Origin of the sequence: Aerosakkonema funiforme FACHB-1375, from assembly GCF_014696265.1 — a bacterium.
Taxonomy (GTDB): domain Bacteria; phylum Cyanobacteriota; class Cyanobacteriia; order Cyanobacteriales; family Aerosakkonemataceae; genus Aerosakkonema; species Aerosakkonema funiforme_A.
Window position 1 is genome coordinate 1 of the sequence record NZ_JACJPW010000168.1, and the last position, 12,778, is coordinate 12,778.

A 12,778-nucleotide genomic window follows, 5' to 3' on the forward strand; every position below is an offset into this window, starting at 1 on the left:
TTTGTTCCGATGCACGATATGCCGGGAGGCACGCTGCGCGATCGCACTCCAACGTGTGTCTTAACAAAAGTTAATACAGTGTCGATTACTTTTGTCCGACTACTTAGTTCAAAAACCCGGTTTCTTGAAGAAACCGGGTTTCTCGTCAAACATCGCACCCACAGGCATTATGGCCACCTAGTTTTTTGGAAATTTATCTGAAATTACATCTATCCAAAGTTAGATATCCGATCGATTACTTGATATTCGATCGCTCCCCTAAAGCACGCGGAATAGCCTCATAACGGCGTCGAATCGCTTCTATTCGCGCCAACAGTTCGCGAATGCTGAATGGTTTGATGATATAGTCATCTGCACCGGCTTTTAACCCCCAAACTTTTTCCGAATCGTGGTTAATCACTGTCATGATCAGAATCGGTACATCTGAGAATTGTCGGATGCGCCAGCAGATTTCAATACCCTCCATTCCCGGCAATATCAAGTCTAAAAGAACGATATCCGGTTGTTTTTCTTTGGCTAAATTTAGTGCTGTTGGGCCATCTTTGGCCATTGTCACCTTATAACCTGCTTGCACTAAAGCAAAAGATAGTATTGCTCGCAATTCCTCATCGTCATCCACTATTAATACGTGAAGGTCTGGTGTCTGCTCTTGAAGCTCATAATAGGTAGCTTCTGAGCCATCAGCCTCAACTTTTAGAAAAATATCATTCCACATTATCGAGCTTAGGATTTTGGCTACAATTTCTAGCTTGACAGATGTACCCCCAATCTTTATAACTTTCTGTAGGCAGATTTGTAATCTTTCTCAAGAGTGGTTACCCAACCAAAGCTTTAGGCTAGTCGGAGAATTGATAATTACCACTTCCAGAAGATAGTTTTCTCGCTAAGTCATCCTAATTAACTAAGATAATTACCTCTTTGGTTAGAGATCGGCTAAAGTCGATTTAACGATCTCTACTAATTCAGCTTCAGACCAAGGTTTCAATAAGCAGCTATGCAGGTTTGCTTCTGTTTTTGCTCGTTCAATTGCTGAGTCATCAGCTTGACCGGTCAGCATGACTTTAACAATATTAGGAAATTCCTGATGGACGCGAATCAGAAACTCATCTCCCCTCATTCCAGGCATTAACCAGTCTGAGACAATCATCGTAATGTTGATTCCCTCTTCAGCGAGTTCTCTAATTACCTCTAAAGCTTCATCGGGGTCTTCAGCCATTTCATATACGTAGTCATCCCCAAAAGCCGCTTTTAGTTGCGCTCTCAGACTCTGCAATATCACTCTCTCATCATCAACACATAAAATAACTGGTTTAGACATTCTCTCACTCCTGAGTTAATTGTATAGAAGAAAAACAGTGAATTTAGTCCGGCCCGGTTCGCTTTCAACCTCGATTTTACCAGAATGCTTTTCGACAATTTTTTTGACAATATCTAGCCCCAAACCGCTACCTTCGCCTGGTGGTTTGGTAGTAAAAAATGGCTCGAATATTTTTGATTTTATATCTTCGGGGATACCCTTGCCGCTATCGGTAATGCTAATCATAGCCTGCTGTTGAAACTGATTTATATCGATCCTCAAAGTGCCGCGATAATTCATTGCTTGTAGGGCATTGTGAATGAGATTTGTCCAAACTTGGTTGAGTTCGTCTGGATAACATAGTACAGGCGGTAATTCCGCATAATTTCTAATTACTTCTATGCCTTGTTTGATTTGATTCTGATAGAGAGTTAAAATAGTTTCAATTCCCTCACTCAGGTTGGCAGGAACCATTTTCGCCGAATTGTCGTAACGGGCATAGGTTTTGAGGGCAAACACTACTTTCGAGGCGCGTTCTGTCGCGGTGTTGATGGTATCTGTGCCTCTTTTTAATTCGGAAAGTTGATAAGCTATTTCTACAATTGGCAAACTGTCAGGTTTTTTTAATAAAGGGATAAATGTTTCAATTTCTTGATAAACGCCCATGATTACGAGGCGATCGGCTATTATATCGGCGTTGTCGATCGCTAATTCTTCCAATCGTCGTTGCAAGCTTCTTCTGAATTGGCGCTCTTCTTTGGTTGATAATGAGATCTCTTGTTGAAGCGATCGCTGCAATAGTCCCAAAAAATCCTGCACTTCTTCTGGCGAGAGGGATTGAAACAGCGGCGGTAACTCTTCTAGGGTTTGATTCAACAATTTGGAAATATTTCCAGCAGAGGAACGAATTGCTCCCAAGGGAGTATTGACTTCATGGGCAATACCTGCAATCAATTGTCCCAAAGCTGCCATTTTTTCCGATTGAATCAGTTCTTCTTGGGTAGCTTTCAATTGTTGCAAGGTTATTGCCAATTCCTCATTAGTTTTGGCTAACTGAGCGTTTTTCTGTTCGAGACTCTTTTGCAAGGAACGTAAAGCCAAGTGCGTTTCTACACGCGCCAAAACTTCTTCTACCTGAAAGGGTTTGGTAATGTAGTCTACTCCGCCGACTGCAAAAGCTTTTACCTTATCGAGAACGTCATTGATGGCGCTGATAAATATTACCGGAATATCGCGAGTTAGTTCATCTGATTTTAGCTGTTGGCAGACTTCATAGCCATCCATTTCTGGCATCATAATGTCCAGCAAAATCAAATCTGGAATAGATTGGCGAATACCCGCAAGTGCCAACTTTCCACTGGGTACGGCTCGAACTTTGTAACCCTGTTCGTTCAAGATACCAACTAACAGGCGCAAGTTCGCTGGTGTATCGTCGATCGCTAAAATATTGGCTTTAAAATCGGTCATCGGTCATCGGTCATTGGTCAGTTGTTAGTTGTCAGTTGTCTCTAGTTAAGGAATTGTAGGTTGGGTTTCCTGGCTTCAACTCAACCTACGAAAACTATTAGCATCAATAATTAATGTCAAAACCTTGTCATATTGAAAATTGTCAATACAACTTTCAATGGCATTGGCAAGAGGAGCGTTTTGGGTACGAATTTGTTCTATTATTGTGGCAATTAAATCCAAATCGCCTTGAGGAATTGCCTCTTGCAGGTTAGCTACCCATTCCGCAGGTAGCGCTGCTATCGCCGCAGAAGTCAGTGTATTTGCCTCTTCATTTTTTGTTAGAGATGAATCTCTTTCAGATGAGTCTTCATAAACATAACGCACGCCGATATACTTGTGCATAGCATCAAATATTTCTGCCTCGCGGAATGGTTTTCGCATAAAGCCATCGCAACCGGCTGATAGCACAACTGCACGTTCTTCTTCTAAAACGCTAGCAGTTAAAGCAATCACAGCTGTCGCTTGACCTTTAGTACTTCCTTTAATATGTTTCGTAGCTTCATAACCATCCATTACTGGCATTCTCATATCCATCCAGATTAAATGAGGCTCCCAAGCATCCCAAATTTCAATTGCTTCTTTGCCGTTACTGGCTTCTTTGAGTTCAAAACCGAAGGGGTTAAGCAACTTGATTAATAATTGACGATTGCTCTGTTTATCATCAACTATTAAAATCCGATAGCGAGGTTGATTGGGTTCGAGGGCAATAACTCGCCGTTTCGGTTGTTTGCTTTCAATTTTGTTCTCTTCAACCACTTTCACTTCAATATCAAATTTGAACAGAGTGCCGTGACCTACCTGAGAACTGACGCTCATTTCACCGCCCATCAGTTGTACAAATTTGCGGCTGATTGGCAATCCCAAACCAGTTCCTTCTTGCGCTTCTTTGCCTGTTTTGCTTTGTACAAAAGCTTCAAAGATGCTATCTATTTCGTCTGGGGCAATGCCTGCACCCGTGTCTTCTACTTCAAATACTAATGTCCGATAAGATTCTTTTCCTTCGGTTTTGACTTTTGAATTTTGGCTTTTGACTTTTAAAGATACACCTCCCTCTTGGGTAAATTTGAGAGCGTTGTTGAGCAGGTTAATCAATACTTGGCGCAATTTTACTTCATCGGTTCGCACATATTGAGGCACATCGCCAATGCGCTCGAAAAGCAAGTCCAACTGCTTGTCATCAGCCTTCAGTTGGAACATATCTTCCAAGTCATCCAACATTCGATAGAGGTCGAAGTTTTTTTCGTTGATATTGGTGCGCCCTGCTTCAATTTTGGATAAATCGAGGACGTTGTTGATCAGGGTGAGGAGGTGTTCGCCGCTGCGGCTAATAATGCCGACATTTTCTACCTGTTCTGGGGGTAAGCTTTGCGATCGAGTCATGAGTTGAGCAAAACCGAGAATGGCGTTGAGGGGCGATCGCAATTCGTGACTCATGTTGGCAAGAAAGGTACTTTTTGCTTGGTTAGCAACTTCGGCTTTCTCTTTGGCTATAGCTAATTCTGCTGTGCGTTCTGTGACTTTTCTCTCTAGTTCTTCATGGCTTTTAATTAAGGCTTGCTCTGCCAGTTTGCGTTCTAGTTCTGCCGCTGCGCGTGCTGCAAAAATCTTCAATACCGACCGGGCACGTTCTTCTTGAAGTAAGGGTTTATCGTCGAGAATACAGATATGACCGATGATGTAACCTGAGTTACTCAATAGCGGTAAGCCTAGATAACTTTCGGCTTGCAGACTCACTAAATCTAGGTCTAGGGGAAAAAGTTGCTGGATGTGAGCAGGAAAGCAAACGATTCCTTCATTGACAACCCGCTCGCAGGGAGTGTTAGCTAAGTTATAGCTATAATCTTCAATAAATTTATCTCCAGCCCAGAATCCCAAGGCGTTAAGTCGCCTGCCTTGTTCATCTTCTAGGAGTTCTGTTACCATTGCATGGCGGATGTTTAAGGCAAATGCTAAATATTGAACAAAGAGAGGGAAAAAGTCTAGGGCACCGTTAACGGAAGCAGTACCTTTTACGAGAGCTTTAATGATGTCTTCAAGTTGTTTTTTGTCGCTAATGTCTTCAACAACGACTTGGAAGATAGGTTGATTGTCGGATGATGTTTGCAGCTTTGAAATCGTGAGATTTACCCAAATCAGATAACCTTCTTGATGAAGGAAGCGTTTTTCGATCGCATAGTTCGCAATTTCACCAGTGAGGAGTTTTTGCATCAATTCGCGTCCGCTGTCAATATCCTCCGGTGCAGTAATATCCGGGAACGATCGGGCTAGCAGTTCCTCACGGCTATAGCCGATCATCTCGGCCAGTTTTTGGTTAACCTGTAGCCATTTGCCATCAATGTTTAAATAAGCAAGTCCAACAGCAGTCTGCTCGAAAATTGTATTCAAAAGTTGTTCGCTTTCTCTGGCAGTTGCCCCTAAAATCTCGAAGTTACTCATAGATTTATTTATGGTTTCTTGTGATTCATTGTTCAATAGATATTTAGATGCACCTGATGGCTCTGGAGTTTTGTTACCAATACTGTCTTCAGGAAGTGTTTCCACTATATTATACGAAGGAGCGAGTCCTAGTAGATTTTCAAAAGGCGATTATAAAGAAATATAAAGCAAGTGGTTTTTAGAAAGTTTATCGTCTATAATATCTAAGTTTTATATCTAAGGTTACTCATCAGATGAATAGTGCGGGTAATTTTGACGTAGCAATTTTAGGAACGGGCTTTTCTGGTTCAATTTTAGGAGCGATTCTAGCTCGGCAAGGTTACAAAGTTCTGTTAATTGACGAGAAAGAGCATCCCAGGTTTGCGATCGGGGAAGCGACGATTCCCCAAACCACGATGATGATGCGGATAATTGCAGACCGCTACGATGTGCCGGAAATCGGGGCTTGCAGCACTTTTGAAGGAATGCACCAATATGTCACTTCCCATTGTGGTGTAAAGACAAACTTTGGTTTTGTGTATCAGCAAGCCGGACAGGCTCAAAATCCCCAAGAAGTTACTCAAAACATCATTCCGCACCTGCTCGTCGGCTATGATTCCCATTGGTTTAGGCAAGACGTAGACGCCTATTTACTGACTGTAGCGATTAAATACGGAGCTACCGTCCGACAAAATACGAACATCGTGGATTTGGCAATTGACGAAAGTAAGGTTTTCCTCAAAAGCGATCGAGGTGAAGAATTCTTTGGTCGCTACTTGGTAGACTCAACAGGATTCAAGTCGATCTTGGCTAAAAAATTCGACTTGCGCGAGTCTCCATGTCGCTTTAAAACGCACTCCAGGGCTTTGTTTAACCACTTCATCGGTGTCAAACCATACGACGAGTGTATTGACTCAAAGGCGGCTTGGGGCGTTCCCCAGGCTTGGCACGATGGCACAATGCACCACTTGTTTGCAGGTGGGTGGATGTGGGTGATTCCTTTTGGCAATCATCCAAAAAGTAACAGTCCTTTGTGCAGCATTGGGCTATCTCTAGATACCCGCCACTTCCCCAAAACTAACTTGACCCCGCAACAAGAATTTGACAGTATTTTGGCGAAATTTCCGGGTATTGCTCCCCAATTTAAGAACGCTCGGCCTGTCAGAGAATGGGTTTCAACAGACCGATTGCAGTATTCTTCCAAACGGTGTGTCGGGGACAGGTTTTGCCTGACAGCACAGGCGGCGGGGACGATTGATGCTCTTTTCAGTCGCGGTATGGCTAACACGGTTGACGGTTTATACGCCCTAGCAGGCTTGCTGCTCAAAGCCTTAGAAGACGACGACTTTTCAGCAGAACGTTTCGAGTATATCGATCGCTTGCAGCAACGATTGCTAGACTATAACGACCGACTGGTACATTGCTCTTTTATCGCCTTTTCTGATTTTGCCTTGTGGAACGCTTGGTATCGAGTTTGGAGCTTCGGTGGCTTGCTCAACGTCTTTAGAATTAAGAAAATGCAAGAGCGATACCAGGAAACAGGCGATTTAGCTTGTTTCTCTGGTTTAAATGACCCCCTCTATTTAGGTTCTCTTTGTCCCGACTTACAACGCTATGAGGAGTTGTTTGAGCAGGCGGCTTCTACAGTTGAGGCCGTTGGTGAAGGGCTATTGTCCCCCAAAGAGGCGAGTGATAAAATTTTGAATTTATTTAAGCAATCTGATTTTGTTCCTTCTAAGTTTGAGTTTCATTCAGCCCAACGCCACTTCAACTGCCAATTTAATTTTGACGATATAGTCAATATTTTTGCCTGGAGCAAATCGCCTATGCCAGAGCTTCAACAACTTTGCTTCTGATTAGACCGTAATGTGATTTAAACCAAATGAGATCGCTGTCTACCAAGCTAACGATCGCGATCGGTACTTTCAGCAATCGCGCCGCAATCGCCGTTATCCGGTCAAAAGCTCCATCCGGCGGTGTATCCAGAATTTCATAACGGTGCAAGGCTTTCAGGCGATCGGTTTCATTCTCCGGAATAAGTTTTTGATTATACATATTTTTATTGTCTGTGACGGGGAGGTTTCTACCATCATAAACGATTAGCAATTTTTAACAAGCTATTTCTTATCTTTGTTAGTTCCCTTTTCTGACACCAGACAAACTAAATTGTCACTTTTGTGCGTCACTGATTTCTATTTTAGTGACTGTTATTTTATGATTTTTTAACACTTGAATTTTTCTTATTCAGAAACCCGGTTTCTCTAAATTCAGAAACCGGGTTTCTCTAAGAAACCGGGTTTCTGGGTTTCTGCTAAGCTAATGCTCCTACGGCGACTTTCAACAAACCTTCAAACAACTTCATTCCATCTGTTCCCCCCAACATCGGATCTGACGCTCTTTCTGGGTGAGGCATCATCCCCAGCACATTTCCTTTAATATTACAAATACCTGCAATATTATTTAACGAACCGTTGGGGTTTTCGCCCTCGTAGCGGAACAGCACTAGATCGTTATCTTCCAACTGTGCCAAAGTATCGGCATCGGCGTAGTAATTGCCCTCGCCGTGAGCGATCGGCAGAGTAATTACCTGTCCAGTTTGGTAAAGTTGCGTCCAAGGCAGATTAGTGCGTTCGACACGCAGGGAGACGCGATCGCAAATAAAATGCAAATCCCGATTTCGCACCAGCGCCCCTGGCAATAAACCCGCCTCCGTCAGCACCTGGAAACCATTGCAAATTCCCAGCACCAGCTTACCTTTATTTGCGTGTTCTACTGTAGCTTTCATCACCGGGGAGAAACGAGCGATCGCACCGCAACGCAAATAATCCCCATAGCTGAAACCGCCCGGAATCACCACTACATCTAAATCTGAGATATCAGTTTCTTCATGCCAAACCATCCGCGTCGGTTGGGCGAGCAAATCGCGGGTGACATAAGCAACATCGCGATCGCAATTTGAACCCGGAAAAACTATCACCCCAAACTTCATCCCTTTACCCCCGCAGCTTCGGACAGCTGAGTCAATTCAAAGCAATAATTTTCAATAACTGGATTTGCCAGGAGGCGATCGCAAATAATATCCAATTGCTGCCGCGCCGCATCTTCCGACTCAGCATCCAGCGTCACTTCGACATATTTACCAATTCTCACCTGTTCCACATTGTCATAGCCCATGTGTTTCAGTCCAGACTGTACTGCCACACCAGCCGGGTCTAAAACCGAAGGCCGCAGAGTAACATAGATTCGAGCCTGATATTTCAACACAACCGTTTTCTCACCAATAAAGATCTAGAGGGTGCAGCCTCCCTATTTTAATGTTGCATAGGGTTATGGTTGTGAACCTAACTGAGCTAGCGTAGAAAAAGGCACGGGTTGCGATCGTAACCAGAATCAAGGATGAAACCACAACACACTCGCAGTCAAAGACGAATTTTGAATCTGCTGAAGAACCTCAACCAAGGCATTTCAGCTCAGGATATATATATGGAACTGCGTAACCAGAACCAGGGAATGGGTTTGGCGACAGTTTACCGTGCCTTAGAATCATTAAAACGGGAAGGCGCGGTGCAGGTGCGGATGTTACCCAACGGCGAATCCCTTTACAGTTTGGCACACCAAGACAAACATCACTTGACCTGTCTTGAGTGCGGCAGATCCGTTTCCCTAGATAAATGTCCCGTCCAGGAACTAGAAACCCAACTGCACCGATCGCACCAGTTTAAAATTTTCTATCACACACTGGAATTTTTTGGGCTTTGCAACCAATGTCAAGAAGGGGCTAGGGGTTAGGGGTTAGGGGCTAGGGAAAAGAGGGGGAGTGGGGGAGTGGGGGAGCGGGGGAGTGGGGGAGTGGAAGAATAAATCTTTCCCTTTCCCCTTTTCCCTTTTCTCTTTCCCTTTTCCCTCTCCCTCTTCCCTCTTCCCTAACCCCTAACCCCTAGCCCCGACGCCCTCTTCCCCAGTCTACTTGTAATCGTTTTTACCAATATCTCCGACAATCGATCGCATTCCTTCCAAAGTAGCCGGAATACTGCGCGGGTCGAGAAACATTACCTTACTGCTGTCGCTGCTGCCAATTTTTTGACCCATATCCAAATAATTCTGAGCCAGTAAAAACTGAAGCGCTTCGTGGGCTTGTGGGTCAGAAGCAAGAGTTTTAGCCACAATTTGCAGCGCCTCAGCGGTAGCTTGAGCTTTGAGGACTTGCTGCTGACGTTCCGCTTGCGCTTTCAGAACGATCGCCTTTTGTTGGGCTTCCGCCTCCAAAATAGCAGCTTTTTGACGAGCTTCCGCATCCAAGACTTGCGCTTCTGCCTTACCTCTAGCAGAGTTGATTGCAGATTCCCGTTCGCCTTCAGACGTGAGAATAGCCGCCCGTTTTTTACGTTCCGCAGACATCTGCAATTCCATCGATTCCTGCACTGCCCTAGAAGGAATAATATCCCGCAGTTCCACCCGCGTTACTTTGACGCCCCAAGGATCGGTAGCTTCATCCAAGTCTCTCAACAAAATTTCATTAATTTCCGATCGGGCTGTAAAAGTTTGGTCGAGTTCCAGTTTACCCATTTCAGACCGAATTTGAGTCAACACCAAATTCACCATCGCTGACTGGAGATTTTCCACTTTGTAGTAAGCTTTCTCCAAGTCGAGAATGCGCCAGTAGACGACCGCATCGACAGTGATAGCAACGTTGTCGCGAGTGATACATTGTTGAGGCGGAATATCGAGAACTCTTTCCCGGATAGTTTGTTGGTAAGCGATTCTTTCGTAAACGGGAATAAGGTAATTGAGACCGGGCGTAAGTTTTTTACCGTTATATCTACCTAATGTTTCGACTAAAGCTTCCTCTCCTTGCTTGATAATTCTGATACCCGTGAGTCCCGGTACGCCCAGAAACACACATATCGATACAAGCAAACCAAATATGTCCATTTTGAAACTCCTTATTTTAGATATATCAAAACCTATGAATTCAAAAGGTTTTCTGGCAAAACAATCAGGGTTGTGCCTATTCGTCCTACAACATAAACTTTTTGGTTAGGAGCGATCGCCTGTTGTTCATCCCCACAACGCGCTCGCCAAGAATTACCTTCGTATAGCACCCGCCCCGTCTCTCCCACTGGAATTTCCGTAATTGTCTGCGCCTCGCTCGCATCCTGAATAGAGCGTACTTTACGCTTAGGCAGGAAACGACGCGAGACAAAAATCAAAGCCGTGGAAAGTCCTAACCAAATGAGTACCTGCCATTGAGGCGATCGCACAGCCATCGAAAGCAGAGCTACCATCAGGGCGCTCAGTCCCATCGCAAAAGACGTAAAAGCCGTAGGGATAAATAATTCCACCGAGCAAAGCGCCGCCCCCACCACTAACCATAGCAAAGTGGGGCTGAGCCCAAGTGATAATACTATATTTGCAGCGATAGGAGCCAGAAACCGAATTATTGACAGACTTAACAAGATATTCATATTCCGGCCTGTAAATTTACAAAAGGTAGGGTGAACTACTAGACAAGAGCCAGGTACGATGGAGAGGGTGTTCTACATTGGTTTACTACAACATTTAACAGCTAGATTTCCCTTGATGTGGTTGCAAATTCTCTTTCCCCGCTCTGATTTAAGGTTTTTTTTATAAAATTTCTCAATTATGAGCAGTTCCGAGCCGCCGTTTCATCGCTATCTTTGGGCATCTGACCCAGCATCAGCGCTTCTGGGAACTGGAGAGCTAGTACAAGGCAGATATCAGGTTGTTGCACCCCAAATTTGGTTAGATACACAACCGGAACTGCCGCCTGAAGTTCCCCAGGAATTACCTGAAGAGATTTTCCCTTACCTGCGCCTATTCCCTTTGCGCCTGCACATACCGGAAGTTTACGGTTTGGCTGTGGTTGGAGAACCCCCAGACACAACTAAGGTAACACTGCTAGAAAACGCGCCCATAGACGAGGACGGAAATCTTTATCCGCATATTGTGGAAGCTTGGGAGCGGGTTAATCCAGTGCGACGGGTTTACTGGCTGTCGCAAATTCTGGAATTGTGGACGCCATTATCGGAATTGGGAGTAGTTTCCAGCCTGCTAGTGCCAGAAAATGTGCGCGTGCAAGGTTGGCGGGTATGGTTGTTGGAATTGTACGCGGATACGTCGCATTTACAAGAAGCAGCGTCTTTACAGGATCTGGGAGAGTGCTGGATTGATTGGATTGGGACAGCAGCAGATCCAGTATCCGATCGACTGCGAGAAATCGGCCAGCAAATGTGTAGCGACGAAGTAGAGTTGGAGGAAATTGCCACTCAAATCAATCGCCTGCTTCTAGAGCAAGCCGCCCAGTTTCCCTTACGGTTGCAAGTGGCTGGGGCAACCGATGTGGGGCCAATGCGTAAAAGCAACGAAGACAGCTGCTATCCCACAAATGTAGATATCGAAAATCGCCACAATTCGCCAAACGATCGCTTGATTCCTTACTTAACTCTAGTTTGCGATGGCATTGGCGGTCATGAAGGAGGTGAGGTAGCCAGCGACATGGCACTGCAAACCCTCAAACTCCAACTGCGGGCGCTACTGATGGAAGTGAGCGAACAAACAGAAATCGTGCCGCCAAACTTAGTTATAGACCAACTGACGGCAATTATTCGGGTGGTGAATAACATGATTTCCACCCAGAATGACGCTCAAGGACGGGAGTTACGGCAACGAATGGGGACAACTTTGGTGATGGCCCTCCAGTTGCCGCAAAAAATTGTGACAGCAGATGGGAAAGAGTTGGGGAATGCCCACGAACTCTACATTGCTAGTGTTGGTGATAGCCGCGTCTACTGGATATCGGCTGATTATTGCCAGCAACTGACTGTGGATGATGATGTGGCTACCCGCGAAGTTCGGATGGGTCGCAGTCTCTACCGCGAAGCGCTCAAGCGAGTCGATGGCGGTGCTTTGACTCAGGCGCTGGGTATGCGAGATGCCGAAGTTCTCCGTCCCACAGTACGGCGATTTATTGTGGAAGAAGATGGTCTGCTGCTGCTGTGTTCTGATGGTTTGAGCGATCGCAGCTGGGTGGAAAAATCCTGGAAAGATTATGCAAAGCCCATTCTTAAAGGTAGGCTTTCCCTGGAAGCCGGTGTGGAATTTTTGATCGATCTGGCTAACGAAAAGAACGGTCACGACAATACATCAGTAGTAATTACTTGCTGTCTCCTTTCTCCAGAAGCGCCAGTACTCTTCGACCCCAGAAAGGCAGAGCCAGAGACTACAGCACTAGATGATACAGCCCCTATGGAATGGGAATTGACAGAGGCTTCCAAAGCGCTTCTGTACGCTGATTCGGCAACCGCTCCTGACGACGAACCTGTTAGTGTTGGCACTCGGCAGCCGCAAATCTGGGTGGCTGTATTGGGGGTTGTTGTACTGCTCATCTTTGGTTTGGCAGCATATGGCGCTTGGCGAATCCTAAACTCACAAAATTCCCAACCGCAACCACCGACTCAAGAAGAATCGCTCTAAGTGGGAGTGGGGGAGTGGGAGAGGGGGGAGTGGGGGAGTGGGGGAGTGGGAGAAAATTGTTGT

At 45.2% G+C, this 12,778-nt stretch carries 13 protein-coding genes; 4 read left to right on the plus strand and 9 right to left on the minus strand.

The window, feature by feature from the left end; genetic code table 11:
• On the plus strand, positions 1-201 hold a 201-nt coding region (locus tag H6G03_RS37610), incomplete at its 5' end, for a hypothetical protein (RefSeq protein ID WP_206756667.1).
• A gap of 34 nt (positions 202-235) precedes the next feature.
• On the opposite strand, the gene H6G03_RS34935 is transcribed toward H6G03_RS37610, so the two are convergent.
• From H6G03_RS34935 to H6G03_RS34950, 4 genes are all read right to left on the minus strand, one after another.
• A complete protein-coding gene (locus H6G03_RS34935) occupies positions 236-715 on the minus strand; it encodes a response regulator transcription factor (RefSeq protein WP_190475140.1) in 480 nt (159 codons plus the stop codon).
• A gap of 207 nt (positions 716-922) precedes the next feature.
• Positions 923-1,318 (minus strand): response regulator, encoded by a 396-nt coding sequence (locus tag H6G03_RS34940; RefSeq protein WP_190475142.1) that lies wholly within the window; start codon positions 1,316-1,318, stop codon positions 923-925.
• Positions 1,319-1,333: 15 nt separating this feature from the next.
• Complete coding sequence (locus tag H6G03_RS34945) at positions 1,334-2,764, minus strand: hybrid sensor histidine kinase/response regulator (protein ID WP_190475144.1); 1,431 nt, start codon at positions 2,762-2,764, stop codon at positions 1,334-1,336.
• 75 nt (positions 2,765-2,839) lie between these two features.
• Positions 2,840-5,242 carry a PAS domain S-box protein gene (locus H6G03_RS34950; protein WP_190475146.1) on the minus strand — a complete coding sequence of 801 codons (2,403 nt, stop codon included), beginning with the start codon at positions 5,240-5,242 and terminating at the stop codon, positions 2,840-2,842.
• Between the two features lie 233 nt (positions 5,243-5,475).
• Here H6G03_RS34950 and H6G03_RS34955 point away from each other — a divergent pair, with 233 nt between their 5' ends.
• Positions 5,476-7,077: an NAD(P)/FAD-dependent oxidoreductase gene (locus H6G03_RS34955; protein WP_190475148.1), complete on the plus strand. Its 1,602-nt coding sequence runs from the start codon at positions 5,476-5,478 to the stop codon at positions 7,075-7,077.
• Here H6G03_RS34955 and H6G03_RS34960 read toward each other — a convergent pair.
• From H6G03_RS34960 to purS, 3 genes are all read right to left on the minus strand, one after another.
• Positions 7,046-7,276, minus strand: a complete 231-nt coding sequence (locus H6G03_RS34960; protein ID WP_242057119.1) for a hypothetical protein — start codon at positions 7,274-7,276, stop codon at positions 7,046-7,048. The genes H6G03_RS34955 and H6G03_RS34960 overlap by 32 nt on opposite strands.
• A gap of 256 nt (positions 7,277-7,532) precedes the next feature.
• The gene (gene purQ, locus H6G03_RS34965) at positions 7,533-8,210 is read right to left on the minus strand and encodes a phosphoribosylformylglycinamidine synthase subunit PurQ (RefSeq protein WP_190475150.1); all 678 of its coding nucleotides are present in this window, start codon (positions 8,208-8,210) and stop codon (positions 7,533-7,535) included.
• Positions 8,207-8,485, minus strand: coding sequence for a phosphoribosylformylglycinamidine synthase subunit PurS (gene purS / locus H6G03_RS34970; RefSeq protein ID WP_190475152.1), 279 nt, complete (start codon positions 8,483-8,485; stop codon positions 8,207-8,209). The genes purQ and purS overlap by 4 nt, the downstream gene beginning before the upstream one ends.
• A 132-nt stretch (positions 8,486-8,617) precedes the next feature.
• Here purS and H6G03_RS34975 point away from each other — a divergent pair, with 132 nt between their 5' ends.
• Complete coding sequence (locus H6G03_RS34975; protein ID WP_190475153.1) at positions 8,618-9,010, plus strand: Fur family transcriptional regulator; 393 nt, start codon at positions 8,618-8,620, stop codon at positions 9,008-9,010.
• Between the two features lie 174 nt (positions 9,011-9,184).
• Here the strand turns inward: H6G03_RS34975 and H6G03_RS34980 are convergent, their stop codons facing one another.
• Together H6G03_RS34980 and H6G03_RS34985 are read right to left on the minus strand one after the other, a co-directional pair.
• A complete protein-coding gene (locus H6G03_RS34980; RefSeq protein WP_190475155.1) occupies positions 9,185-10,153 on the minus strand; it encodes an SPFH domain-containing protein in 969 nt (322 codons plus the stop codon).
• A 32-nt stretch (positions 10,154-10,185) separates the two neighbouring features.
• Positions 10,186-10,686 (minus strand): NfeD family protein, encoded by a 501-nt coding sequence (locus H6G03_RS34985; RefSeq protein WP_190475158.1) that lies wholly within the window; start codon positions 10,684-10,686, stop codon positions 10,186-10,188.
• 178 nt (positions 10,687-10,864) lie between these two features.
• Between H6G03_RS34985 and H6G03_RS34990 the strand changes: the two genes are divergently transcribed.
• The gene (locus H6G03_RS34990) at positions 10,865-12,715 is read left to right on the plus strand and encodes a protein phosphatase 2C domain-containing protein (RefSeq protein ID WP_190475160.1); all 1,851 of its coding nucleotides are present in this window, start codon (positions 10,865-10,867) and stop codon (positions 12,713-12,715) included.
• Positions 12,716-12,778 lie beyond the last annotated feature (63 nt).